Origin of the sequence: Brachybacterium sp. FME24 (assembly GCF_014897705.1) — a bacterium.
GTDB lineage: Bacteria > Actinomycetota > Actinomycetes > Actinomycetales > Dermabacteraceae > Brachybacterium.
The window spans coordinates 38,238-62,312 of sequence record NZ_JABUXV010000018.1; the positions used below are offsets into that span (position 1 = coordinate 38,238).

Genomic DNA, 24,075 nt, shown 5'->3' on the forward strand with positions numbered 1-24,075 from the left:
GAAGTGGTGTAGCGGTCCTTCGGTGAGAGCGGTCAGGCTGTCAGGGCCGGCAGGGCTTCGGTGGTCACCTCCTCCACGGGGTTGGTGGTGATGGTCAGGCGGCAGCGGGCCAGGACGTCGAGGCCGAGGTAGCGGCGGCCTTCGGCCCATTCATCGGTCTGTTCGGCCAGGACCGCGCCGACGAGGCGGACGATCGCCTCGCGGGAGGGGAAGATCCCGACGGAGTCCGTGCGCCGGCGGATCTCGCGGTTCAAACGCTCGGCGGGGTTGTTCGACCAGATCTGGACCCAGACGTCTTTGGGGAACCCGGTGAACGCGAGAACGTCGGCTCGGGCGGCGTCGAGGTGCTCGGCCACGGCGGGCAACTTCTCGCCGACGTAGTCCAACAGTCGCTCAAACTGAGCGGTGACCGCTGCAGCTTCGGGCTGGTCATAGACGCTGTGGAGCATCGCCTTCACGGCAGGCCACATACTCTTGGGACAGATGCTCATGAGGTTCGCGGCGTAGTGGGTGCGGCAGCGCTGCCAGGACGCTCCAGGGAGGTGCGCGGCGATCGCCTCGACCAGCCCAGCATGGGCATCGGAGGTCACCAGGCGAACGCCGCCGAGGCCCCGGGCGACGAGGTCGGCGAAGAAGCTGCTCCACGCCGCTCCGGTCTCCGAGGTCGCCACGCGCATGCCGAGGACCTCGCGGTGGCCGTCGCCGTTGACGCCCGTGGCCAGCAAAACCACGGCGTTGATGACCCGCCCGCCTTCGCGGACTTTCATCGTGAGTGCATCCGCGGCGACGAACGTGAATGGGCCAGCAGCGTCCAGGGGCCGGTGGCGGAACTGCTCGACGTGCTCATCGAGATCAGTCGCCATGCGGCTGACCTGCGACTTCGAGAGCGAGTTGATGCCGAGGGTCTTCACCAACTTGTCCATGCGGCGGGTGGAGACGCCAGCGAGGTAGCAGTCCGCGACCACGGTGATAAGCGCGGACTCGGCACGTTTGCGACGCTCGAGCAGCCACTCCGGGAAGTAAGTGCCGGTGCGGTACTTGGGTACGGCGACGTCGATCGTGCCGACCCGGGTGTCGAGGTCGCGGTGGCGGTAGCCGTTGCGCTGGACAGTTCGATCGGGGCTGGGTCGGCCGTATTCAGCGCCGGCGACTGCGTCAGCATCTGCTGAGAGGAGCTCGTTGATGATCCTTTGCAGCATCGTGCGCATCAGATCCGGGGAGGCGTCGGCCAGGGCTTCACCGAGCAGGCCGTGAGGGTCGACAATATGAGGAGCGGTCATCGTGATGACTCCGTTCGAGAGTGCTGTGAGAGGTTCACTCGAAGGATCACACGGTGACCGCGTCCTCGTCAGAGACGATCACGGGGCCACCGCGCTACACCACTATGCGGGACTCAACTACGAGGAGCAGCAGGGCCAGGGTGGCGGATTCGGCGGCGCTGATTCCGGCCAGGGTGGCCAGGGCGGCTATGGCGGTTCCGACTCGGGCCAGGGCGGCTCCGAGTCCAACCAGGGTGGCGGCCAGGGCGGCCAGGGCAACCAGGGCAACCAGGGTGGCTTCGGTGGTTCCGACTCCGGTCAGGGTGGCCAGGGTGGTTCCGACTCGGGCCAGGGTGGCAACGAGGGAGGCTTCGGTGGATCCGATTCCGGCCAGGGCGGGAATCAGGATGGAGGCCAGGGCGGCTTCGGTGGTTCCGATTCCGGTCAGGGCGGCGACCAGGGCAACCAGGGTGGCTTCGGCGGTTCTGAGTCCGGCCAGGGCGGGAACAACGAGGGTGACCGCAACTTCTGAGTGTCATGCCGGGGCATGAGTGTTCCGACGAGTGACGGGGGACGGCCAGGTGGCCGTCCCCCGTCGTGTGTCCGCTGGTCGTGAGGTCCGGGGAGCCCCGCGCACCGACGCTTCCTGCGGGAACCAGCTCGGGCACTATGCGTCGTGCCTTCGGCCCCTATGCCTGCAGAGACCCGATCACGGTCGGCATCACACCTTCTCGCGCACCTGCGCATGCGCTTCGTCGAGCATCGTCCACACGTCCTGCTCCGTGCCGTCGTAGACGAGCGAGAGCGGGCCGGTGTATGCGGCGGATTCCATGATGTCGAGGCAGGCGCGGAAGTCCTCGACGTCGAGCCCGCTGTCAGGATCGATGCTCACCTTCGCCTGGCAGCTCTCTGCAAAGGCTGCGACCTGCGCGAGCTCGTCGTACTTGCCCGGTCCCTTCCAGTTCCCGAAGTCGGCGAGGAAGCCGATCCGGCCCTCGCACCGTTCCAGCAGGTTCAGCGTGACCTCGGCGTTGACCAGCAGGCTCTGCCAGTTCTCCACCAGGATCCGCGTGCCCTCGTGACGATCGGCGAGGCCACGCAGGGCGGCGGCGCTGTGCGCGAGCGTGGTCTCCGACGGGGCCTGGTCGCCGGCGGAGATCCGTACCTTCCCCGCGCCGAGCACCTCGCCGACGGTGATCCAGTCCGAGATCCAGTCGGCCCACCGCGCACCCTCGCGGGGATCGGCGAGGTCGCCATGGTCGACGAGGAAGCACTCGAGGTCCACCCCTGAGCCGACGAAGGCCGAGCGGAGCTCCTCGAGGTACCCCGGGTCCGTCGAGGGGAGCGAGAAATGACAGATCTGGGCGCTCGCGAAGCCATGGGAGGCAAGCAGCTCGGGGAGGTCCAGGAGGGCGACGGCCTGGGCGGGGTCCGTGGCGCGACCTTCGAGCGCCGGCATCGTCCCGGGTGCCGCATAGCTCCCCAGCACCCGGAACAGGGACCAGGTGTGGATCGCTTTCGAGTGGTTCAGCATCGTCAAGGTGCTCCTAGGTCCGTTCCTCGTCGTCGAGCCGGTCGGCGGTGGGGGTATGCCCACCGCAGTAGCCTGTCACCTTCCGTGCGCCAGCGCAGCAGTGATTCTCCGCCGCGCGCGGATACGATGCAGATCGACGCTGCAGAGGGTGGAGACGCGATGACGACCTGGTGGCCCTACCTGCGGCTGGCGGCGGCCGGGCTTGCCCTCGCCGCGATCGTGCGGCAGCTGTCCCTGGCGGTCGCCAATGCTCGGGAGGCCGACACCGCCTGGGGCGCGTGCGTCCCGACGGTGGTGGCGAACTTCTTCAGCTACTTCACCATCCTCTCGAATCTGCTGGCGGCCTGCGTGCTCCTCGTGGGGGCGATCTGGCTGATGCGGCACCGCCACGGCACGGTTGTCGAGCCCGCCTGGCTCGCCACCCTGTTCGCCTGTGCCACGACCTATATCGTCGTCACAGGCGTTGTGTACAACCTGCTGCTGAGGTCCATCTCGATCGCTGGCATCTCTGATGCCTGGACGAACGAGACTCTGCACGTGGTCATCCCGCTCGTCCTGCTCGGGGACGCGTTCCTGGCACCGAAGCGCCGAGCGTTGCCGTGGCGCGCGATCGCAGTGGTCGTGGTGTTCCCGATCATCTGGGTGCTCTACACGATGGTCAGAGCGAATCTCGTCGTCGGGCCGCTCACGGGGGATCCCTGGTGGTACCCCTACCCGTTCCTCGACCCGCACCTGGTCCCGGGCGGCACTCTCGGCGTGGCCGGGTACATCGTCGGCATCGCGGTCGCGATCACCGCCGTGGCAGCGGGCGTGGTGTGGCTCGGCCGGTATCGGGCCCGACCCGCAACGTCGTCTCCTCGCAGCAGCAGCCGACACCCAGGAGGCGGAGAGAACTGGTGACCGAGAGCCATGACCCGGAACAGCCCCCCGTGCCCACCCGCCCCCGGGGCAGGGGTGCGGCACCGAGCCTCGCGCAGGTCGAGGCTCTGATCGCGGTGATCGACTACGGGTCCTTCACCGCCGCCGCAGACATCCTCCAGATCTCCCAGCCCTCCCTCTCGCGACGTATCCACACGCTCGAGGAGGCCCTGGATATCCGCCTGTTCTCCCCGGTCGGTCGCCGGATGGAGCTCACGGAGACAGGCCGTGGAGTCGTCGCCGCGGGGAGACGGGCGCTGGCGGAGATGGGGTCCATCGAGGCGATGGTCGCCTCCGCGCACTCCTTGACGACAGGGTCCCTGCGCGTCACCGGGCTGCCGTCGCTGGTCGGCAGCGTCCTGACTGATCTCGTCGGGCAGTTTCATCGGGCCCATCCCGGGGTGCGGGCGGAGATCTTCACGGTGGACGACGCCGAGGAGCTGTTCGAGGCGATCCGGGTGGGCAGGGCGGACGCCGCCGTCGGAGTCATCAGCCGTGTCCCCGACGACCTGACCGCGATCGCGCTGCCTGCCCAGGAGTTCGCAGCCGTGCTCCCTGCGGTCGCCCACGAGGGCAGAGACGAGGGAAGCGACGAGCAGCCCCTGTCGGCCCACGACCTGGCCGAGCGCACGCTCGTGACCTTGCCTCGAGGCACGTCGATCCGACAGCTCACCGAGTCCGTCTACCGGTCCCTGGGCATCGAGCCCGCTCGCCTCATCACGACCACCCAGCGCGACAGCCTGGTCCAGCTCAGCATCGCGGCCGACGGCGTCACCGTCGTGCCCGAGGTGCTTGCGCGGACGGCGCCCGCCTTCGGAGGCCGTCGGGTCCGGCTGCGCACACCGGTGCAGCGCGCCATCGGGATCATCCATCGACCCGAAGAATTCACGAACCCCGCCCTTGGTGGGTTCCTGGAGCTGGTGAGGCTCAGGCGTGCGCAATGACCTGCACGAACCGTGGGGGTATAGCGCACCTGCATGAATCGCTCGCCGCTCGCTATTGGAGCGTGACGGCCCCGCGTGGTGACCTGGTCCGTGGACCTGGACCGGAGAACTGTGTGAGGAGGGCGCGAGCGTGGACGTTGTCCCGAGCAGAGACCGTCGAACGGACCGGCCGCAGCCCCGGCATCGACGGTTGGGGGCAGGAACTCTGGTGTACCGCCGAGGCCGGATCGCGGCGGTCCTCGCGCTCGCGCTGGTCACCGTCCTGGCCGGCGGGGTGACCGGCACGATGATCCACCTGCGGGGGAACATCACGACCTCCCCGATCCGCGCAGGGTCAGAGATCGACCACGACACCAGGGACAGCAAGGACCTGAATATCCTGCTGCTCGGCTCGGACAGCAGGGACCTCTCGGAGAACGACTTCGGCTCCGGTGACGGCTCCCAGCGCAGCGACGCGATGGTGCTCGCGCACCTGTCCGAGGACGACGGTCGGATCGACGCCGTGCAGTTACCACGGGACACCCTCATGTCGCTGCCTGCCTGCACTGATACAGGTCACGGGCCCTTCTCCGGTGGGCGCGGGATGCTGAACTCGGCTCTGAACTACGGCCCGGCGTGCTCGGTCGCGGCCGTGGAGGATCTGACCGGAGTGCCGATCGACCACTTCGTGGAACTGAACTTCGAGGGCTTCATGGCGATCGTCGACGCCCTGGGCGGATTGCCGGTATGCCTGCCTGACGCGATGAGCGACCCCTACGCGGACCTGGACCTGCCCGCTGGACACCAGACCCTCGAAGGGAAGGACGCGCTGGCGCTCGCCCGCACCCGCCATGCCGTGGGCGATGGCAGCGACATCGCGCGCCTCGGACATCAGCAGATGGTCATGTCCGCTGTGGTGCAGGAGGCGACCAGCCGGCAGGTCGTCACCCGCCCCGACAGGCTGTACTCCTTCCTGGATGCCACGACGTCCGCGCTCACCGTCGATCCGGGGCTGAGCGCGATCACCGACATGGCCGCGCTGGGGAATCGAGTGGCTCGGGTCGCCCCCGAGAACATCACCTTCATGACCATGCCGTGGGAGCCGGCGCCCGGGGATCCCAACCGCGTGGTGCCGTCCGCCCAGGCGGAATCCGTCTTCGCGCAGCTGGCCGCCGACGGCCCGATCACACGAGCGGGCGCGCAGGACGAGGAACCCTCGCCCTCCGACTCCGACTCCGGCTCTGCCTCCGGCTCCGACTCCGACTCCGGCTCTGCCTCCGGCTCCAACTCCGGCTCTGAGGAGGAGCCACCACCGGCATCCGGAACCACACCCCCGGTACAAGAGGAGTCCCGCCCGGCGCCCGAGGCGCCGCCCCAGGACGCTCAGGTGGAGACGACGACGCGGACCGCAGACACGGACCTCTGCTCGGGCTGACGGGCGGGAGGGGCGGAGCTATGCTCTGCCGCTATGAGCTCCTCGACGCGCCGCGCGGTGATCCTGGGGGGAACTGGCGCCATCGGGGCAGCCACGGCGCAGCGCCTCGTCGAGGGCGGTTGGCGCGTCGACGTCACGGGGCGCGACCCGGGCCGGATGCCCCCGGAACTGACGCACCAGGGAGTTCGTTTCCATGCCATCGACCGTCGGGACGGGGCGGCGGTGTCGCGCCTGGTGGGCAGCGGCGCCGACCTGCTCGTCGATCTCCTCGCCTATGAGCGGGACGATGTCAGGGGCCTGCTGCCGATGATGGCCGACTGCGCGAGTCTGGTGATCGCCTCTTCGCGGGCCGTCTACGTCGATGGCGAAGGCCGTCACCTCAACGGTGACCAGCCCCCTCGTTTCCCGCTGCCGATGCCGGAATCCACCGCGACGCTCTCCCCGGCCGCACCGGGGACGAACCCGTTCACCCGCGAGGGATACGCGCCCTCCAAGGTCGCCGTGGAACAGGAAGCTCTCACCAGCGGACTGCCCGTGACCGTGCTGCGCCTCTCGAAGGTGCATGGCCCCTGGGCCCGCAACGCCCGAACTCGACCGATCGTGGAGCAGATGCTCGCCGGCGCCGAGGCGATCGAGCTGACCGACCGCGGGAGCTCGGTCGACCACCTCACGGCCGCGGCGAACACGGCAGGCCTGATCGAGACGGTCGCCGATGCCCCGGGGACCCGCGTGCTGAACTCGGCCGATCCCGACGCACTGACCGCCGCCGAGATCGTGCACGCCATCGGGGCAGCGATCGACTGGGAGGGCGAGATCGTGGGCCTCGAACCGGGAGAGGCAGGCGGCGAACATCCGTGGAGCGCCCCGTCCCCGATAGTCCTGGACATGCGCGCTGCGCGCGAGCTCGACTACCAGCCCGTCGCGTCCGGACGCGAGCTCATCGGGGCCGAGGCCCGATGGGTAGCCGGCATGGACTATCACCCGTGCTCGCCGAGGGCCTGAGTCATGACCTCCGTCGGCCCTGAGCTATGGCGCGCCCAGATGGACGCGCTTCGTGACCTCTTGTCCGCGCGGGTGCCGCGCCTGGTCGGCATCTACCTGCACGGCTCCGCAGCGCTGGGCGGCTTCGGGCCGGCGTCGGACCTCGACGTGCTGGCCGTGGTCGAGGATCTCCCCACGCCGGGCTGGGACCAGATCGCGCAGGAGATTCTCGCGGTGAGCAAGGGTGGGCGCGCCCTCGAGCTGTCCGTGGTGCGGCGTCGCGATGCGGCGCGGCCTGCGTCCCCCTGGCCGTTCGTGCTGCACGTCAGCAGCGGCGAGCACCGATGGGCCCTCGGCGGGCAGGGTGGCGACCCGGATCTGCTGGCGCACTACGCCGTGGTCCGGGCGGCCGGCGTGCCGCTGCTCGGGCCGGACCCGTCGTCCGTCGTGGGCGCTGTGGACAGGGATGCCCTCCTCGCCTACCTGGTCGACGAACTCGACTGGGGCGTGGCCGAGGCCGATCAGCGCTACGTTGTGCTCAACGCCTGCCGCGCGATCGTGTACGCGGAACAGGGAGAGCTGCTGTCCAAACAGGCAGGTGGTCGGTGGTGGATCGCGAGGAACGGCCCGTCGGACCTCGTGGCCGCGGCGCTGGACGCGCAGACCGCAGGCGCTGACCTGGGAGCGTGCAGCCAGCACGCGAGGGATTTCGTCGGCGCCGCGAGAGCGCACCTTCTGACGGCGCTCCGACAGGGCGCCCCGGAGGCCTGAGCCGCCTCGGGATCAGTCCCCGGCGGCCTTCGCCTCGAGCAGGGCGCGTTCGCGGTCGTTCGTGGACAGCGCCGCCGCCGCGGCGAACTCGACACGGGCCTCCTGCGTGCGCCCCAGGCGGAGCAGCAGCTCGCCCCGGGTAGCCGGCAGCAGGTGGTAGGAGCTCAGCGCGCCGGAGGCCGCGATCTCGTCGATCAGCTCCAGGGCCGCGGCGGGACCGGACGCCATCGTCACCGCGGCCGCCCGGTTCAGCTGCACGATCGGTGACGGGGCGACGCGGCCGAGTGTCTCGTAGAGCATGACGATGCGGTCCCAGTCGGTGTCCTCGAAGTCCGCCGCGATCGCATGGCACTGCGCGATCGCCGCCTGGATGCCGTAGGGGCCGCGGCCGCGGCCGATGGCGTCCGCTCGGGTCAGGGCATGCTGGCCGCGCTGGATACGGCCGCGGTCCCAGCGGCGGCGGTCCTGGTCGGCGAGCAGCACAGGGTCACCCTGTGCATCCACGCGCGCCGGGAAGCGTGCCGCGGTCAGCTCCATGAGGGCGAGCAGCCCATGGACCTCGGGCTCGCGCGGCAGCAGCGCGGCCAGCACGCGGGAGAGCCGGATCGCCTCGAGGCCGAGCTCGGGCCGCATCCAGTCGGAGCCGCTGCTGGCGGCGTGACCCTCGTTGAAGATCAGGTAGAGCACGCCGAGCACCGACCCGAGCCGGTCGGTGAGCTCCACGTACGGCGGCACCTCGAACGGGACGTTCGCCGCCTTGAGGGTCTTCTTCGCCCGCACGATCCGCTGCTGCACGGTCGCGGTCGGGACCAGGAAGGCGTGGGCGATCTGCTCGCTGGACAGGCCGCCCACCACGCGCAGCGTCATCGCGATGCGGGCCTCGCGCGAGAGCACGGGGTGGCATGCGATGAACACGAGCCGCAGCACGTCGTCGTCGATCGCCTCCGGATCCCAGGGCGGGGCATCGGCCGCACCCTCACCAGCGCGTTCCAGCTCGACAGCGATCTCGGCCATCCGGTCGTCGCGCCGCTGCTGGCGGCGCCACCCGTCGATCGCCTTGCGCTTCGCCACCGCCGTCAACCAGGCGGCCGGGTTGCGCGGCACCCCGTCGCCGGGCCACTGCCGCAGGGCATCGAGCAGCGCGTCCTGGGCCAGGTCCTCGGCCAGGCCGAAGTCGCCCGTCGTGCGAGCCAGCGTGGCGATGATGCGGGCCGAATCGATCCGCCAGGCAGCGGCGACGGCGCGCTCGACGGCCGAACGGTCGTCGGGGCGCGCCGTCGCCACGTCCCAGGGATCGGCCATCTCAATCCTGGCCGCGCTGCGCCTGCTCCTCGCGCCAGCCCGCTTCCTTCTCGATCCACTCGTTGTCGGCCGGGAAATCCTCCGGCCCGGTCACCCGGCGCACCTCGAGGAACGAACCGCGCCCGAGCGGAGCACGCTTGGCCCACTCGGCGGCTTCGTCCCGGCTGGCGACCTCGAGGATCCAGAAGCCGTTGAACAGCTCCTTGGTCTCGCCGTAGGGACCATCGGTCACGAGCGCCTCATCGGTGGAGAAGTCGACGACGAAGCCCTCGGAGGCATCGCTCAGGCCCTCGCCGGCGAGCAGCACGCCCGCCTTCATCATCGACTCGTTGTACTTCCCCATGGCCTCGATGATCTGCTCGAACGGGACTTCCTGGGAAGCCTCGACGGCTTCGTCGGTTGCGCGCATGATGAGCATGTACTTCATGATGACTCTCCTTGGTCCGGGACCGGCTTCTCGGCCCTCTCACTGACTACGTCGAACGGGAACGCGCCGGATCGACACGGGGGAGAAAGCAGTTCTGAATGCGTCGACCAGACGGCCAATCTATGACGCCTCGCCAGGGCGCGGAAGGCGATCGGGCCTGCGAATAATCGGTGGCCCCTGCCTGCCGGTGCGCCATACGTTGCCGGCATCCGGGCATCACGCCGGCTGATTCCGTCACCGGCCTGCCCGCACGGGCGGCTCCGCCATTCTCCGTACAGAACCCCACCCGTCAGGAATTCACCAGCATGGGCATCCCCTGACGCTTCACCATCGCCGAGTCGAGCCATCGCATCCTCGACCCCCTCACCTCGGAGACGATCACGTCGATGTCAAGAACGGGCTTCGCGGCCAGACCGGGGCGGATATCCGCACGCCCGCGGGGGTGCTGCGAGTCCTCAGCGAGCCGTGACGAAGGGGCCTGGTGATCCCTCCCGACTCAGCCCTGCACCGTGGGTCTGATGGTCAGGTCGCCGATCTCGACGTCGCGGGGCTGCTCGAGCACGAAGCAGATGGCGTTCGCGACCGCCATCGGGTCCAGTCCGAAGGAGCGCATGCCGGCCTGGATCTCGTCGCGTGAGCCCGGCGCCATCCCGTCGGCCAGCTCCGTGCGGACGAAGCCCGGTGAGATCGACGTCGTCTTGATAATCCCGTCGGTCGATTCGGCGCGAAGGCCCTCCATGATCGTGCGGGCGGCATTCTTGGTCGCCGCGTACACCGCCATCGTGGGCGAGATGGTGATGCCGGCAGTGGACACGGTGGTCACCACGTGGCCGTGCCCTTGTCGACGGAAGACGGGCAGTGCCGCGTCGAGCCCGTTGAGCAGTCCGCGGAGATTGACGTCGATCATGGCCGCCCAATCGTCGGTGCCGCCTTCCTCGAGCCGCCCGAGCCGGGCGAGGCCGGCATTGTTGACGAACGCGTCGAGGTGGCCGAATTCCGTGACGGCTGCGTCGACGAGGGCGTGCGTGTCGTCGGCAACGGTGACGTCCGTCGGGACGGCGATCGCACGACCGCCTCCGCTCTGGATGGTGGCGGCGAGGGCGTCGATGCGTTCACGTCGGCGAGCGGCCAGCACGACCGTCGCTCCGCGCCGCGCCATCTCGATCGCGGTCTGCTCGCCGATGCCGCTGCTGGCGCCGGTGATCGCGACGACTCGGTCCTGGAGGGAGGTGGTGTCCATCGGGGCTCCTTGTATAAGCTGACACGTGTCCGGTTCGACGACACTCTAAGCGGACACGTGTCCGCACGGTAAGGGGGAGCGATGCCAGAACGCAGAGTGCGGGCCGATGCCGCCGTTAACCGTGCCAAGATCCTGGAGGTCGCGCGGGAGCAGCTGGAGACCTCGGAGGAGCTGCGTCTGAACGCCGTGGCGAAGGCGGCGGGTGTCGGCCAGGGAACGCTGTATCGACACTTCCCGACGCGGGAGGCGCTGCTCGTCGAGGTCTACCGCGCCGACGTCGACGAGCTCGTCGAGGCGGCACGGGAACTGGTCGCAGTACAGGATGCAGTGACCGCCATGCGGTGCTGGCTGGATCGCGTGGCCGACTATGCGCGGATCAAACGAGGCGTGCTGGCGGCGCTCGAGCCGACGTCGGGCGCGGAGCTGACCTCGAGCCATGCCTCACGGATCGGTGACGCGATCACGATGCTGCTCGAGGCCGGCCGGGCCGAAGGCTCGATGCGCGTCGACGTCGACGAGGCCGACGTGCTCCTCCTGCTCGGCTTCCTGTCACGCATGACGAACGAGCAGGCGGCGAGCCGTGCATCCCATCTGCTCGGAGTGCTGCTGGACGGGGTGCGGGTGCGAGCCTGACGTCTCCTCAGGCCGCGGGCGATCGCCGCCGCACCGGTGAACTCGGCCCGAGGCGTCGATCTGGTCGCGCCGCGGGCCGACGCGCCACGCCTGCCATGATCGAGTCATGGCAACGCATCCGGAGCGCCTCGCGCGAGGCGAGTGGTATCTCGACGACGACGAACTGCAGGCTCGGCGACGCGACTGCTGGCGGCTGCTGGACACGTTCAATGCGGCGACGGCCGACGAGGACGAGGTGCGTCGCGAGACCCTGCTCGCGATGCTCGGCGCGGTGGGGGAGGGGGCCGTGGTGGTCCCGCGGTTCCAGTGCACCTACGGAACGAACATCCGGCTCGGTGCCTCGGCCTTCGTCAATGCGAATGCTTTCTTCATGGACGACGCCCCCATCAGCATCGGAGCGAACGTCCGGCTCGGCCCCGGGGCGCAGCTGATGACCGCGCTGCATCCCGTCGAGGACCACGCGCGCCGTCGCGACGGGTGGGAACAAGCCCTGCCCATCACCATCGGGGAGAACACGTGGCTGGGCGCCTCGGTCACCGTGGGCGCCGGGGTCACCATCGGCCGCAACACCGTGATCGGTGCGGGAAGCGTCGTGCTGCGCGACATTCCCGACCACGTCGTCGCTGTGGGCACCCCGGCGACCGTGACCCGGCAGCTTCCCCTCGAAGACGGCACCGCCTGACCTCGCTGCCTATCCCGCCCGGCATTCTGGCGGTCGTGTTCGACGTGGGGGAGACCTGGTCGAGGGGACCGCGCGTGGTGCGCGGCGCATCGCCTCACCGCTCGACGCGCGGTGCGTTCGAGGCGGGAGGCTGCGCCAGGCTGGCCAGGAGGGTGAGGGCGTCCTGGGAGGTCGAGCCGGGTTCGGTCGTGTAGACGTAGAGCGTCTGTCGAGTGTCCCCGGGGAGGGTCAAGGACTCGAACTGGACGTCGATCTCACCCACCTGAGGATGGTGGAGTCGTTTCGTGCCGTGGGTGCGTAGGTGCACCTGGTGCTGTGACCACCAGGATCGGAACTCCGGGCTGGCGAGGGACAGCTCGCCGATCAGGTGATGCGTCGCTTCGTCGTTCGGGGTCGCCGCGGCCTCGAGTCGGAGCGACTCCACGGCGTTGCGGGCCTGCTGCTCCCAGTCGAGGAAGAGATCGCGCGCGCGATCGTCGAGCAGCAGCCACCTGGCGTAGTTGCGATGCTTGGCTGGCATGACCCGGAAGTCCGCGAACAGCGCTCTGGCGAGGGCGTTCGACGCCAAGACGTCCGTGCGGTGACCCAGCACGAGCGCCGGTTGAGTGGTGAACGAGTCGAGGAGCTGGTGCAGGCCCGGGCGGACCCGTTGGACCGTCGGGCGCGCACGGGGGACGGGTCGTCGCACGGTGGCGATCACGTCGTCGACGTACCTGCGGCCGGCGACATCGAGGCCGAGAGCGCGTGTGAGGGCATCGAGCACCTGCGTGGAGGGCACGATGTGCCGCCCCTGCTCGAGGCGGGTGTAGTAGTCGGTGGAGACCCCGGCCAGCAGGGCCACCTCCTCCCGCCGCAGCCCGGAGACGCGCCGGATGCGCCCGTCGGGGAGAAGGCCGGTGTCCTGCGGATCGCGGGCAGCCCGTGCACGACGAAGGAAGTCGCCGAGGTCGCGATGCGGGTCGGTCATATCGTCATCCTTCCAGGAGCGGGCGGGGTTGTCAGGGGGTCGTCATGCCTCTGGCGTCCCGGCCCTGGTCGCCCGCGCCGGTGCGACGCGAGCGACCAGGGAGGAGCCAGGGTTCGTGGCCTGCCGGTGAGTCAGCGCACGTAGTCGGTGCTGTGCGCGAGCTCCCGGCCCGCAAGGATCTCTGCTCTGAGCGACTCCGCCTTGCCTTCGGCCATTCCCGACGAGTCCGAACCCAGCTGCTGGCGCAGAGGGCCGCTCTCCTGCTGCGCGATCGCCACGAACGCGACGGCGGCCCTGCGCGGGTCGCCGAGCTGGCTGCCCGACATCGCCTTGTGCGCCTCGACCATCTCGCGGATGGCCGGGTAGGCGCCCGGGATCTCGCCGGCGGCAGCGAGGGAGTTGTCCGTCAGGAACGCGGTGTCGAAGTAGCCGGGCTCGACGAGCGAGACGCGGATGTCGTGCTCGGTGACCTCCGCCGCGAGGGATTCCGACAAGCCCTCCACGGCGTACTTCGCGGCGCAGTACAGGCCCCACCCGGGGAAGGACAGCACCCCCAGGATCGATGAGACGTTCATGATGTGGCCGGAGCCAGCGGCCCGCATCTGCGGCAGGACCGCGCGCAGGACGTTCCAGGTGCCGTTGACCTGGACCTGGAACATCGCCTGGATGTCGGCGTCGGTGGTCTCCTCGACGGCGCCGAGGTATCCGTAGCCGGCGTTGTTGACGACGACGTCGATCCGCTCGAAGCGGTCGGTGGCCTCGGCGATCGCGCGAGACACCTCCTCCTCGTCGGTCAACGAGACCTCGAGAACCAGCAGATGCGAGGTGTCGACCTCCGGGAGCGCGGCGAGCAGTCGCTCGGACGAGCGCGTCGTCGCGGCAACCCGATCTCCGCGCTCCAGCAGATGCGCGACGAGGGCGAGGCCGAGGCCGCGCGAGGTGCCGGTGATGAACCAGACGGCGGGACGGTCGGTGGGGTAGGACATGGGGGAGTTCCTTTCTGAGGCGGTGCCACCACCTTCCCCCGAGGAAAGCCCGAGTTCAGCGGCATACCGGGCCCTCTCCTGACGAGGACTGCCATGCCCACCCGAGGGGCCTGGCAGACGATCTGAACCCGATGATCACCCTCTCCCGAACCGCGCTCCGAACGGCGATGCGGTGCACGTAACCGGATAGCGTCGACCTATGTCGTTCTCGAAGATCAACTCGTCGGACCTCTCGCTGGGCCCGGGGCCGCACCCCGCCGCCAGCCCGTTCGACAAGCGCGTCTCCGAACCGCTCGGGGTCTCTGCGTTCGAGGTGTACAAGGTGGAGCTGCCTCCGGGTGCACGCACCGAACCGCATGACCACCTCGCTGATCAGGTGGAGGACGTGTATGCCATCGTGCGCGGCTCGGGCTGGCTCGTCGTCGATGGTCGGCGAGAACCCATCGAGGTCGGCGACTTCCTGGCAGTTGCTCAGGCCTCGACCCGGTACGTGATCGCGGGAGAAAGCGGCTGCGAGCTCATTGCGATGTGCGCCTGACGGTTACGAGGCGACGACAGTTGAGGCCATCTGCGCAGCCGCCGAGATCTCCCGGAGCACGTTCTTCCGGTACTTCACCTCGAAGGACGACGCCGTCCTGACGGATGTCGACGAGGCGTCGGAGCTTCTGCGCGACGCTTTGAGTGCGCGCCCGGACGAGGAGCCCGTCTGGACCGCTCTGCGCCACGCCCTCGAGCCGCTCATAGATCGTTACGATGCTGACCCTCAGCCTGGTCGACAGTTGGCGGCGCTGATCGCCGAAACCCCTGGTCTGGCCGCACATCAGCATGAGAAGCACGTCCGGTGGTGCGAAGCACTTCGTCCCGAGGTCTCCCGCCGCATCGGAGCAGACCCGACTGACAACACCGATCCACGTTCGACAGCCACGATCGCCGCCGCACTTGCCTGCCTCGACGCGGCCGTCAGCGTTTGGGCCACCACCGAAGAGACGCCACCCATCGCATCGATCCTGAAACGAGCAATGGACGCCACCCGGCTCTGATTCCCCAGCCATGGGATCTGGCCACGCACAGAACTGATCTATACGTCACCGCGGGGACGCCAGCGACCACTCATCGAGCACGCAAGCTCAGCCGGTGATCCGGACGGTCGGAGCTCCGGGGTGGTGCACGGGCCGCCAGCGCACGAATCGGCCGGCGGTCTCCTCGTCCCCGCGATGCATGGGGCGAGACCACGGCGCGCGACGAATGCAGTCCGGCTGCGCGGGGAAGCGGATGCGAGCCCTGCTCCGACCTCGTAGCCGTGCCGGTTATCCGCGAGAACCAAGGGACCCGCGAACTTTCCGCGGGGTCTCAGTGCTCCTGGCGTGCGGGTGTCAGCTCGTGACGACCGAGCTCGACCACTCCAGTGGAGCGTCGTCGAAAGCCGTGGCCCAGTAGTGGGGCATGAGCGCTTTCAGCGGCACCCAGCGAACGGGTGTCGAGTCGGATCCGGGGACCGCGGCGAGCACGTCCGGGCCGTGGGTCGCGAGTCGTTCCTGGCACACCCCGCACGGAGCGAGCACCAGATACGCACCGGCCTCGTCCCGGTAGAGGCAGATCGACGCGACGATCTTCTGTTCGAGCCGGTGCGCCGCGCAGTAGGGCTCCGTTTCGTGGCAGACCTCAACGGCGGGATTGATGGCCTCGGGTGCTGTGCCGACCAGGATGGTGCCGTCACTCAGCAGCATGGCCGCTGCGCCCGCCTCCTGCTCAGGGAAGCGCTGCTGGATCAGCGCGCGGCACCGCTCGATGACCTCGTCCAGCTGGGGGTTCGTCATGGGGCAATGCTATACGCCCACGGTGAAGCATTCGACTGCGCTCGGTGGAGAAGGTGGTCAGCCCGCACGCTCGACCCCGATCTTGCTCTTGCGGTCAGGGCGTATTGGTCACTGCTCGAGACCATCGGCGGCACGTTCGCCGCGGTGCGCGTCCGTCCATTCGGCGAGGAACCTCCGGTAGGAGGGGTGCGCCAGACGGAGCGCGGAGACGTCGGAGGCGGAGACCCATCGCAGTTCGTCGTGCTCATCGGTAGCGAGGTTGGTAGGTTCCCCATCCCACTCGGTGACGAACCACAACTGTAGGACCACTCCGTCGTCGGCCGTCTCGTTCTCTACGACTCGCAGATCCGGCGGGCCGGCGATTGTCGCGTCGACGCCGATCTCCTCCCGGAGCTCGCGGGCCAGCGCGTCCGCTGCACTCTCGCCGAGCTCGATATGGCCGCCGGGGAAGTCCCAGCAGTCCGGGTAGTACCGGCGGTCCGGGTGTCGGTGGGCGAGGGGAACGCCTTGCGGCCCGACGAGGGCTCCTGCGACGACGTGATGGGGCATGAGCTCATCTCAGCACACGTACTCTGCACCGATGACGACTCCGTGGACGCCCGGCGCTGACTGGGAAGCGCTCGGTGGAGGTGACGGCGCGGCGACCGCAGGGGTCTGGCGCGCCCGCCTCGATGACGGGGCCTGGATCGTCAAGAGGATCCGACGCGGTGACCCGAGCTGCGAGCCGCACTCATTCCGGTGGTGGCGACGAGAGATCGCCGTCGCCGCATCGAGCGTGACGGCGACGTTCGAGGGACTCATCGCCCCCGAATCCCACGTGCACGAGGACACCGAGGGCGCGAGTCTGTGGACCCGCGACATCGCGTCTCACCGGATTCCGGCACCGGTGGTTGCTGCGGCACTGGGCCGGTTCGCCACCGTGCAGATCGAAGATCCGGGCTGGTTCGTGGTCGGTCGGCTGCGTGACCGCGTTGCCCTGGCAGGCGCCTCCGACGCGCCGCACTTCGCCATCGAAGGCGTCTGCAGCGGGCTCCGGCAGCGGGCGGAGGCGACCTGGTCGCAACGCGACGACGCGCTCACGCTGCTGGACGAGATGCCTCACGTGCTCTCCCACGGAGATGCCCTCCCGAGGAACCTGCTGCGCCATGACGAGGGACTCGTCACCGCGATCGACTGGGACCAGCTGGGATACGCCCCGATCGGCGCCGATCTGGCGACCTTCAGCATGTGGGTCGACGAACCGGTCGAGACGCTGCTGGCGAGCTACCTCGACGGGGCGGGCGCGCTGGACCTCGATCCCCGTCAGCTGCGAGACAGCATCGCGCTGACGATCTCGCTGATCGCGATCTCGCGCGCTCTGCGCACAGCAGGTTGCGAGCGGTTCGCGGGGTACGGGAACCGTTTCGTGGCAGCTGGACCGCAGATGGCGCGCGCCCTCCAGGTGCTCGGAGTGAGCCGGGCCTGACTACGGAATCCAAGGCCCTGAGAAGTAGTCGGCGCGAAGTGTGAGCCCGCTGTTTCCCGGTTCGGCCCACATCCAGATCGTGCGCGGGTCAAGGAACGTCCCGGGTATCTCGAGCTGCGGGGTCGCCCCCATCTCCTCGGCAAGTTCTGTGGGCGACTGTCCTGGCGGGGGCTGCACCGTGAACACCACCCAGCACCCGCCGCTCGCACAGTCACGGTTCTCGCGGAGGATCTCGGCGTCGGCGGGAAGCGGCACGGCAGAGGCCGCGGGCACATCCCCTTCGGTGGCGCCCATGAACAGCAGAGCCACGCGACCCCCGTAGAGCAGTGCGAGGATCACCACGGCGATGAAGAAGGCCGTCCAGGTCCTCCGCCGAGCGGTGGCAGTCATCGCGTCGGGTCCTCACGTATCACTGCTCCAGGGACGTGCTCTGCTGATTGCTCGGTGCCCGTCGAGGACGACGACGCGTAGAGAATCTCAGCTTGCTCACGCGGAGAAAAACCTCGATCGAAGTCTCGTTCGTTCGGGACCCAGACGTCGTGCCACAAGTCCTCGTGGTCCCGGCCGAGCGCTCGATCACGGGCAAGGCCGCGTCGGGCGGCGACATCGAGGGCCACGTCGCACCAGATCCGGACGTCGAGGTGCGGAAGTGCCTCAGGGTGGAACAGCCCGATGAGGTCAACGAGGAGGAGATCGGTGCGGGGCAGGGGCTCGGGATCCGCCAGGGCACGTGCGGACCAGTCGAAGCGACGGAAGGTGCTGGGTCGCTCATGGCGCAGCGGATCCAGGACCTCTGCGACCAGACGGGCCCGGTCGACGCCGTCCCAGTCCGAGGACCTCTGATGCGAGCGGGACGGATCGAGGAAGTCGTCGCCGCGAAGCCTCACCGCACCACGGAGGGAGCCCGCCAGATAGCGGGCCAGAGTCGATTTTCCGGAGCCGGCGTATCCGGAGATGCCGACGACGAGGGGGCGCCGGGATGTGCGGCGGCGAGAGGAGACGTGCTCGAGAATGCCGACGCGGTCCATCGGGCGAGTGTAGGCGCAGCCTCGGGATGGCCTCCTTCGGTGATCGGGTCATCCCACCACGATGGCGGCCGACCTGCATCGCCACCTATGCGTGCCGCCCGCCGCGTTGCGCCGCACGGTGCGGCCCCACCTGCACGAGGTCGGGACCGCGCCGGCGCTCACGCGAGGGTGATGCGATGCCAGTCGATGCGGTCCTTGGCGTCGCCGTCCTCGTCCCCGGCCTCGTGGAGGAGCCCGAGCACCTCGCTGTCGAGCATCGTCATATCCGAGTAGCCGGCGCGCACCGACTCGACGTCGAAGGCCTTGGACCAGGAGCTGCCGGCGTCCTCCGAGCCGAAGACCGCCAGATGCTTGCGGAGCGTGGGGTGGGTGGGAGCCGAGAAGAGCAGACGATCCCCCGGTTCCCCTCCGTGCTGGCCCCGGTTGAGCAGGGCTCCCTGGACACCCGGTGTCGTCTCGAGATCTGCCACCGTCTCGAAGGTCGCGGTCTCGAAGGTCTCACCGCCGTCCGTGCTGCGGGCGGCAGCACGCGACCGTGACGGTGACGTCTCCCCCTCATCGCGGAGTCGCCCGATGGCGATGAGCGACCCGTCGGCCGTCTCCTCGACACCGATCTCGCCGAAGTGGGCGACGTCCTCGGGACCAGGGATCCCCTGCCCTTGCGACCACGACACCCCGTCGTCGTCGCTGAAGATGATGGCTCCCATCCCGCCCTCGTAGTACACGGCGGCGACCAGGCGCCCGGCATGCTCGCCGTGGACCATCTGGATGCCGTGCTGCGGGCCCGTCCCGTACCAGCCCTCGACCGGGGCGCTGTCACCGCCTTTGAGCTGCTCTTCGAGGCTCATCGCATCCGACCAGGTCTCGCCGTCGTCGTCGCTGTGCATCACGAACGGGATCCGCTTGGCCCGAGTCCCCGCCTGATTCCACGTGGTCAGCAGGACGATGCGACCGGCGTTCTCCCCGTGCTGGAGGACGATGGGCACCGGATTCCCGCGGGTGGCATCAGCCTCCCCGCCCCACGGATTGCCGGCGAGAAGCACCTCCTGCGGATCCCAGTCCACTCCGCCGTTCCGGCTCCTCTTCATGACGATGTCGATCGACCCGTCGTCGTAGCAGTACCCCGCGTCCTCGAAGGCTCGACGCCCCTCGACGAACGCGATCGTGGATCCTTCGGGCGTGGTCACCAGCGAGGGGATGCGATAGCACTCGAACTCCCCGCTCGCGCTGCCCTCGAACAGGGTGAACGCCTGGTCCGCGGCTGCCGCCTGCGAGGCATGGATCGCACTGGTCGCGCCGGTCGTGCCGAGGACAGCAGCACCGATCGAGCCGACGATCGCCGTTCTGCGGGTGGGGTTCGCGGTCTTCGTGGTCTTCACGATGGGCACTCCTTCAGTCGGTGATCTTCGGGTAGCGGTAGGGCTCGTAGCTCTCCCCGTTGTCCGAGTCGTAGGGGTAGGAGATGGTCCGCTTCGCCGTCTTGCTGATCGAACCGCCGACCTGCTCGAGGCCTTCATACTCCGTGTGCTCGTCGTTCTTCCATCCGTTGAACAGGACCACGTGGCCGTAGCTCTGACCGTTGGCACTCGGGGTGATGAGAAGAGCGTCGCCCGGCTTCAGATCGTCCTGCTCGATCCGCTCGAGGAACTCCGGGAGCTGCCCGGTGCCGGTGCCCGTGTCCCCGTCGCTGCGACGGAGGTTCCAGGCCATCGACACGAAGCCCGAGCAGTCCGTGCGCCACTGCTTCCCATCGATTCCCGGGCTGGACTTGTCCATGCTGTACGGGCGCGGATCGTCGACCCAGAACATCGCCCGATCGAGCACGTCCTCGCGCGAGATCTCGGCGTTGGGCTCGCCGCCGACCGGCTCCCGCACCCGCTCGACCTCGAGTGCCGTCATGGTCTTCTCGCCTGCTCGGCCCGTCGGCTCGAGCCCGTCCTGAGACTTCTGGAAGGCGGTGACCGCATCAGTGGTGGCGTCGTCGAAGGTTCCGGACTCCTCGATGTCCAGGGCGCCCTGCACGGCGCCGATCACCGTCTCGAGCTCGGTCGCGGTCTTCGGTCCCGGGTCGCCGTCAGCAGAGAGAAGACGGTCCTGCTGGAACTGCGTCGTCGCGGCCTTCGTCTGGGGGCCGTTCTGGCCGTCGATCTCGCCGCTGTAGTAGTCCAGGCCTTGAAGGTTCGTCTGGATCGTGGTCAGCGAGGTGTCGGCGGCGGAGGCTCTCAGGGGACCGGCGAGAGCGCCGGTCGCGGCGAGGATTCCTGCTGCTCCGAAGCCGCGGAACAGCGCCCGGCGGTCCATCTCTCGCGGTGCAGCGATTCGGCGCATCGGGGCCGAGGTGGTGGATGTGCGGGTGGGTGCCATGATGTGTCCCCGTTCATCGGTTCCTGTGGGTCGGTGCCGGCGAGATTCCCCCTCCGGAGGGTGAGGCCCGCCCGAGCCCCAGATCCGTCACGACGCCGAAGGTCGGCCGTCGGGACGTCGGCGTGGATCAGCGCGTTCAGCGAGATCGTTGTCATCCCCGCGAGAGGTGGTCCGCATCGACGGTGCGGCGCGCTCGCCGTGCGAGGTGGCATCGAACCTTCCCGATCGCTCCACCGAGAGCAACAGCGAGGGCGGAGTGTTCACGCAGGGTTCATCGCTCAACGGGGCGCCATCGCGTCGGCTCCGCGGGCGAAGCAGCCTCTCTTCTCGGTGCGGGATCTCGGCAGATCGCCGCGCGCTGCTATGGCCGCGATGCGGACCGGGACGTGATCCCTCCCTGGTGGTCCGTGCGCAGCCTCATCGACTCGCGCCGGATGATCGAGCACGGTTTCTTTCTGGAGGCCCAAGGGTGCGAGCCAGCACTGCGGTGCGGTCCTCTGGCCTACCGCGCGTCGTGGTCCCGCAGCGGCGACCCCACCACGTCGAATCGGAAGCCGCTGAACTCCCCGTCGAGCACATGCTTTGCGGCGGCGATGGCCGCTGCGACGTCAGGGTGACCCAGGGATGCCTGATGCGCTGCCGCATCGACCCACGTCTCGACCACGAAGACCGTGGCGGGCTGCTCATCGTTGATGCCGACCTCGTAGCTCAGACAGCCGAGTTCACGAAGCAGGTCACTGCGCTGTGTGAGGATCGAGACGAGTTGCTCGCGACCGCCGGGGACCACTCCCAGGGTGCCTGCGTTGATGTACGTCATGGTCTCCAGAATAGAAACGCTGAGAGATCTCGCCCATGGTGACAGCAGCATCCCGAACCGTTTGGCACCCTAACCCCAAGGAGCGTTGTCAAAACTGTACCGAAAACGGTACGCTCTTGGCGTGGAGGTGGCGTGATGGGATACCGGCAAGACCTGTGGGAGATCGCGGCTGGACAGCATGGCGTCGTCACCGTGCCCGAGGCCGAGGATGCGGGCGTGCCCGCCGTGGAGGTGCGTAAGCTAGCCCACCGCGGCGCGTTGCGGCCCTACGGAAAGGGCGTGTACGTGCACCGCGATGTGCCTACCACCGCGCTGACGCAGTTGACAGCGGCAGCGGCACTAGCAGGCGAGGACGCGTTCCTGCACCGAGAATCCGTCCTCGATCTGCTGGGCCTGGGCCAATTCAACCCGCGTCGCATCCGGGTGGGTACCCGCCGCCGTGTGCGCCGGGTGCTGCCGGGCTGGATGGAGCTCGAAACCCGAAAAGACATCCCCGACGAGGACCTGGCGCAGTACGAGGGTATCCGGGCGACCACCGTCCGGCGTGCGCTGGAGGACATGCGGGATCGGATGCCGCCGGACCGCTGGAATGCGCTGCTCGTCGAGGCACGCCGGCGAGAACTGATCGACGAGGAGGGCTTCGCCGGTCTGACAGGGAAGCACGGCGCCGCATGAGCACCGTGACGCCGCCGCTGAACATTGCGCAGCTGAACGGTCGGCTCGAAGACGTGGCAGGTGGGCACGACATTCCCGTCGCCCGCGCGCGCCTCATGCTCTGCACGCTCATCGTGTCCCAGATGCTCCCGGACGCTGTTGCGATCAAGGGTGGCATGGGAGTCAAGTTGCGCATGGGGGAGCGCGGGACCCGAGCAACTGCTGACCTGGACGTCTCCACCCGACAGCGCGGTGAGGCCTTCGAGGAAGGGTTCCGCACGCGCCTCGAGAAGGGCTGGGGTGCAGTACCCGCCTCCAGGGGCGCGCAGCGGAAGGACCCCGATGCGCTCGATCGGGTGGCATTCACCGCGACGCTGAAGCTGGGCAGGCTGCACGATCCTGGGCTCGCTCAGCCCACATACGTGATGCACCCCTATCGCGTGACGTTGTCGTTTCTAGGTCGGGAATGGGCCGGGCTCGACGTCGAGGTGTCCGACCCCGAGATCGAGCCGTACGCCCACACCCGCCGTGACGTCGATGGCCAGCTCATCGAGCTGAGCGCGCGCTTCGGCTTCGGCGAGCTGCAACCGGTGGAGCTGATCGACCTGGGGTACCAGATAGCGCAGAAGATTCACGCTGTGACAGATCTCGGTTATGTCCGTGCGCACGATCTGGTCGATCTGCAGCTGCTGTGGGATGCCGGCCCAGTCCTACCCGCGGTGCGGGAGTTCTGTGTGCGGACCTTCGATTTCCGCCGGGCCCAGGCCTGGCCGCCACTGCCACTGCGACCGATGGAGGGCTGGAGTATCGCCTACGACGAGGCGCGCCGGGAGACAGAAGTTGATGGGAGCACCCCCGTGCTGGAGGACATCGCCTCCGCGCGCGAATGGCTCGAACAAGTGATCACGTCCATCGAAGTGGCTGGGAGCGAGTAGCGGTGTCTCGGCGCCAATTGTCGACTGGTTCGGTTGGTCGAGGAAATCGATTCTTCCTACTGGGCCAAGGGCTCTACCTCTCGCTTCCAACCCACGTCGGACAGGACCGTGTCCAGGGTGTTGTCGGCGGAGACCGTGGCGTCGAAGACGATCTTCGGCAGCGTCCCGGAAACAGGTGCCGCTACAGGGGCCAGATCGCCGGCCACGGCGGATCTGCAACGCGCCTGTCAGCCTTCATGCTCGCGGTGCCAATGACCGGGGCTGCCACGTATTTCACGTGATCGCGCCCGGGCTCATGCGCGGTGCTGTCATCATGGCGGCATGGGGGCAACAGTCGAGTCGGTTCACGTCAGCGCAGCACACACCTTCAGCAAGTCGGCAGCTCCAGCGATTCAGCTCGTGGAGGGGATCGGTGTCAGTGGCGATGCGCACGCGGGGACGACGGTGAAGCATCGCAGCAGAGTTGCCCGCGATCCTGATCAGCCCAATCTCCGGCAGGTGCACCTGATGCATCGAGAGATCTTCGAGCTGCTCGCCGCCGACGGCTACAGCGTTCTGCCCGGTCAGCTAGGGGAGAACATCACGACGGCGGGCATCGAACTGCTTGACCTTCCTGTGGGAACACGCCTGCACCTGGCGGAAGCAGTCATCGTGATCACTGGGCTGCGGAACCCATGCCAGCAGATCAATGACTTCCAGCCGGGTCTCATGAAGAAACTGCTTCGCAAGGACGAATCAGGGCAGGTTCAACGACTCGCAGGAGTCATGGGCATCGTGGCCCGAAGCGGCACGGTGCGCCCCGGGGAGGATATCGCCGTCGAGCTGCCTCCGGAGCCTCACCATCCGCTGACCAAGGTGTAGTTCCGACCCTTCAGCTGCCGTCCACAACGGCCGCACCACACGCAGACGGTTGCGTTCGGGCTACGTCTGAATGCAC

The 24,075-nt window shown here is 68.6% G+C and carries 28 protein-coding genes; 14 read left to right on the forward strand and 14 right to left on the reverse strand.

The features are described 5' to 3' along the window. Positions 1–32 precede the first annotated feature (32 nt). Positions 33–1,280 carry an IS256 family transposase gene (locus INT51_RS17795; protein ID WP_193106678.1) on the reverse strand — a complete coding sequence of 416 codons (1,248 nt, stop codon included), beginning with the start codon at positions 1,278–1,280 and terminating at the stop codon, positions 33–35. A gap of 4 nt (positions 1,281–1,284) precedes the next feature. Here INT51_RS17795 and INT51_RS17800 point away from each other — a divergent pair, with 4 nt between their 5' ends. Continuing rightward, on the forward strand, positions 1,285–1,791 hold the full coding sequence (locus INT51_RS17800) for a hypothetical protein (RefSeq protein ID WP_193106679.1): 507 nt from the start codon (positions 1,285–1,287) through the stop codon (positions 1,789–1,791). A gap of 189 nt (positions 1,792–1,980) precedes the next feature. Here INT51_RS17800 and INT51_RS17805 read toward each other — a convergent pair whose 3' ends face one another. Continuing rightward, positions 1,981–2,793 (reverse strand): sugar phosphate isomerase/epimerase, encoded by an 813-nt coding sequence (locus INT51_RS17805; RefSeq protein ID WP_193106680.1) that lies wholly within the window; start codon positions 2,791–2,793, stop codon positions 1,981–1,983. A gap of 159 nt (positions 2,794–2,952) precedes the next feature. Between INT51_RS17805 and INT51_RS17810 the strand changes: the two genes are divergently transcribed. The 5 genes from INT51_RS17810 to INT51_RS17830 all read left to right on the forward strand — a co-directional run bounded on the left by INT51_RS17810 (position 2,953) and on the right by INT51_RS17830 (position 7,821). Next, positions 2,953–3,693, forward strand: coding sequence for a Pr6Pr family membrane protein (locus tag INT51_RS17810; protein ID WP_193106681.1), 741 nt, complete (start codon positions 2,953–2,955; stop codon positions 3,691–3,693). Continuing rightward, positions 3,690–4,655 carry a LysR family transcriptional regulator gene (locus tag INT51_RS17815; RefSeq protein ID WP_193106682.1) on the forward strand — a complete coding sequence of 322 codons (966 nt, stop codon included), beginning with the start codon at positions 3,690–3,692 and terminating at the stop codon, positions 4,653–4,655. Before INT51_RS17810 ends, INT51_RS17815 begins: the two co-directional genes overlap by 4 nt. Positions 4,656–4,863: 208 nt before the next feature. Then, the gene (locus INT51_RS17820; protein WP_304502242.1) at positions 4,864–6,069 is read left to right on the forward strand and encodes an LCP family protein; all 1,206 of its coding nucleotides are present in this window, start codon (positions 4,864–4,866) and stop codon (positions 6,067–6,069) included. A 33-nt stretch (positions 6,070–6,102) separates the two neighbouring features. Next, entirely contained in the window at positions 6,103–7,071 is a 969-nt protein-coding gene (locus INT51_RS17825; RefSeq protein WP_193106683.1) for an NAD(P)-dependent oxidoreductase, read from the forward strand. Between the two features lie 3 nt (positions 7,072–7,074). Then, on the forward strand, positions 7,075–7,821 hold the full coding sequence (locus INT51_RS17830) for an aminoglycoside adenylyltransferase domain-containing protein (protein ID WP_193106684.1): 747 nt from the start codon (positions 7,075–7,077) through the stop codon (positions 7,819–7,821). A 12-nt stretch (positions 7,822–7,833) separates the two neighbouring features. Here INT51_RS17830 and INT51_RS17835 read toward each other — a convergent pair whose 3' ends face one another. From INT51_RS17835 to INT51_RS17845, 3 genes are all read right to left on the reverse strand, one after another. Then, entirely contained in the window at positions 7,834–9,123 is a 1,290-nt protein-coding gene (locus tag INT51_RS17835) for an RNA polymerase sigma factor (protein WP_193106685.1), read from the reverse strand. 1 nt (position 9,124) lies between these two features. Then, positions 9,125–9,550, reverse strand: a complete 426-nt coding sequence (locus INT51_RS17840; RefSeq protein ID WP_193106686.1) for a YciI family protein — start codon at positions 9,548–9,550, stop codon at positions 9,125–9,127. Between the two features lie 496 nt (positions 9,551–10,046). Next, positions 10,047–10,790 (reverse strand): SDR family oxidoreductase, encoded by a 744-nt coding sequence (locus INT51_RS17845; RefSeq protein ID WP_193106687.1) that lies wholly within the window; start codon positions 10,788–10,790, stop codon positions 10,047–10,049. A gap of 81 nt (positions 10,791–10,871) precedes the next feature. Here INT51_RS17845 and INT51_RS17850 point away from each other — a divergent pair, with 81 nt between their 5' ends. Continuing rightward, positions 10,872–11,423 (forward strand): TetR/AcrR family transcriptional regulator, encoded by a 552-nt coding sequence (locus INT51_RS17850; protein WP_193106688.1) that lies wholly within the window; start codon positions 10,872–10,874, stop codon positions 11,421–11,423. A 106-nt stretch (positions 11,424–11,529) separates the two neighbouring features. After that, positions 11,530–12,105 (forward strand): sugar O-acetyltransferase, encoded by a 576-nt coding sequence (locus tag INT51_RS17855; RefSeq protein ID WP_193106689.1) that lies wholly within the window; start codon positions 11,530–11,532, stop codon positions 12,103–12,105. A 94-nt stretch (positions 12,106–12,199) separates the two neighbouring features. Here INT51_RS17855 and INT51_RS17860 read toward each other — a convergent pair whose 3' ends face one another. Both INT51_RS17860 and INT51_RS17865 read right to left on the reverse strand, forming a co-directional pair. Next, a complete protein-coding gene (locus INT51_RS17860; RefSeq protein WP_193106690.1) occupies positions 12,200–13,072 on the reverse strand; it encodes a helix-turn-helix domain-containing protein in 873 nt (290 codons plus the stop codon). A 131-nt stretch (positions 13,073–13,203) separates the two neighbouring features. Continuing rightward, on the reverse strand, positions 13,204–14,058 hold the full coding sequence (locus INT51_RS17865) for an SDR family oxidoreductase (protein ID WP_193106691.1): 855 nt from the start codon (positions 14,056–14,058) through the stop codon (positions 13,204–13,206). Between the two features lie 199 nt (positions 14,059–14,257). Here INT51_RS17865 and INT51_RS17870 point away from each other — a divergent pair, with 199 nt between their 5' ends. Next, complete coding sequence (locus tag INT51_RS17870) at positions 14,258–14,596, forward strand: cupin domain-containing protein (RefSeq protein WP_193106692.1); 339 nt, start codon at positions 14,258–14,260, stop codon at positions 14,594–14,596. Beyond that, complete coding sequence (locus INT51_RS17875) at positions 14,580–15,098, forward strand: TetR family transcriptional regulator (protein WP_193106693.1); 519 nt, start codon at positions 14,580–14,582, stop codon at positions 15,096–15,098. Before INT51_RS17870 ends, INT51_RS17875 begins: the two co-directional genes overlap by 17 nt. 333 nt (positions 15,099–15,431) lie before the next feature. Here INT51_RS17875 and INT51_RS17880 read toward each other — a convergent pair whose 3' ends face one another. Both INT51_RS17880 and INT51_RS17885 read right to left on the reverse strand, forming a co-directional pair. Next, positions 15,432–15,875, reverse strand: a complete 444-nt coding sequence (locus tag INT51_RS17880) for a cytidine deaminase (RefSeq protein WP_193106694.1) — start codon at positions 15,873–15,875, stop codon at positions 15,432–15,434. A gap of 108 nt (positions 15,876–15,983) precedes the next feature. Beyond that, entirely contained in the window at positions 15,984–16,424 is a 441-nt protein-coding gene (locus INT51_RS17885; RefSeq protein WP_193106695.1) for an NUDIX domain-containing protein, read from the reverse strand. A 31-nt stretch (positions 16,425–16,455) separates the two neighbouring features. Here INT51_RS17885 and INT51_RS17890 point away from each other — a divergent pair, with 31 nt between their 5' ends. Continuing rightward, positions 16,456–17,340, forward strand: a complete 885-nt coding sequence (locus INT51_RS17890; RefSeq protein ID WP_193106696.1) for an aminoglycoside phosphotransferase family protein — start codon at positions 16,456–16,458, stop codon at positions 17,338–17,340. Here the strand turns inward: INT51_RS17890 and INT51_RS17895 are convergent, their stop codons facing one another. From INT51_RS17895 to INT51_RS17915, 5 genes are all read right to left on the reverse strand, one after another. Continuing rightward, positions 17,341–17,730: a hypothetical protein gene (locus INT51_RS17895; protein WP_193106697.1), complete on the reverse strand. Its 390-nt coding sequence runs from the start codon at positions 17,728–17,730 to the stop codon at positions 17,341–17,343. Further along, positions 17,727–18,368 carry a uridine kinase gene (locus tag INT51_RS17900; RefSeq protein WP_193106698.1) on the reverse strand — a complete coding sequence of 214 codons (642 nt, stop codon included), beginning with the start codon at positions 18,366–18,368 and terminating at the stop codon, positions 17,727–17,729. The genes INT51_RS17895 and INT51_RS17900 overlap by 4 nt, the downstream gene beginning before the upstream one ends. A gap of 158 nt (positions 18,369–18,526) precedes the next feature. Beyond that, positions 18,527–19,747 (reverse strand): exo-alpha-sialidase, encoded by a 1,221-nt coding sequence (locus INT51_RS17905; protein ID WP_193106699.1) that lies wholly within the window; start codon positions 19,745–19,747, stop codon positions 18,527–18,529. Between the two features lie 13 nt (positions 19,748–19,760). Beyond that, positions 19,761–20,732 (reverse strand): peptidoglycan-binding protein, encoded by a 972-nt coding sequence (locus INT51_RS17910; RefSeq protein ID WP_193106700.1) that lies wholly within the window; start codon positions 20,730–20,732, stop codon positions 19,761–19,763. A 502-nt stretch (positions 20,733–21,234) separates the two neighbouring features. Further along, the gene (locus INT51_RS17915; RefSeq protein WP_193106701.1) at positions 21,235–21,549 is read right to left on the reverse strand and encodes a putative quinol monooxygenase; all 315 of its coding nucleotides are present in this window, start codon (positions 21,547–21,549) and stop codon (positions 21,235–21,237) included. Positions 21,550–21,684: 135 nt separating this feature from the next. On the opposite strand from INT51_RS17915, the gene INT51_RS17920 reads away from it, so the two are divergent. From INT51_RS17920 to INT51_RS17930, 3 genes are all read left to right on the forward strand, one after another. Continuing rightward, positions 21,685–22,224: a type IV toxin-antitoxin system AbiEi family antitoxin domain-containing protein gene (locus tag INT51_RS17920; RefSeq protein WP_193106702.1), complete on the forward strand. Its 540-nt coding sequence runs from the start codon at positions 21,685–21,687 to the stop codon at positions 22,222–22,224. After that, positions 22,221–23,138 (forward strand): nucleotidyl transferase AbiEii/AbiGii toxin family protein, encoded by a 918-nt coding sequence (locus INT51_RS17925; RefSeq protein WP_226985886.1) that lies wholly within the window; start codon positions 22,221–22,223, stop codon positions 23,136–23,138. Before INT51_RS17920 ends, INT51_RS17925 begins: the two co-directional genes overlap by 4 nt. A 321-nt stretch (positions 23,139–23,459) precedes the next feature. Then, positions 23,460–23,999, forward strand: coding sequence for an MOSC domain-containing protein (locus INT51_RS17930; RefSeq protein WP_193106703.1), 540 nt, complete (start codon positions 23,460–23,462; stop codon positions 23,997–23,999). The last annotated feature ends 76 nt before the right edge of the window (positions 24,000–24,075 follow it).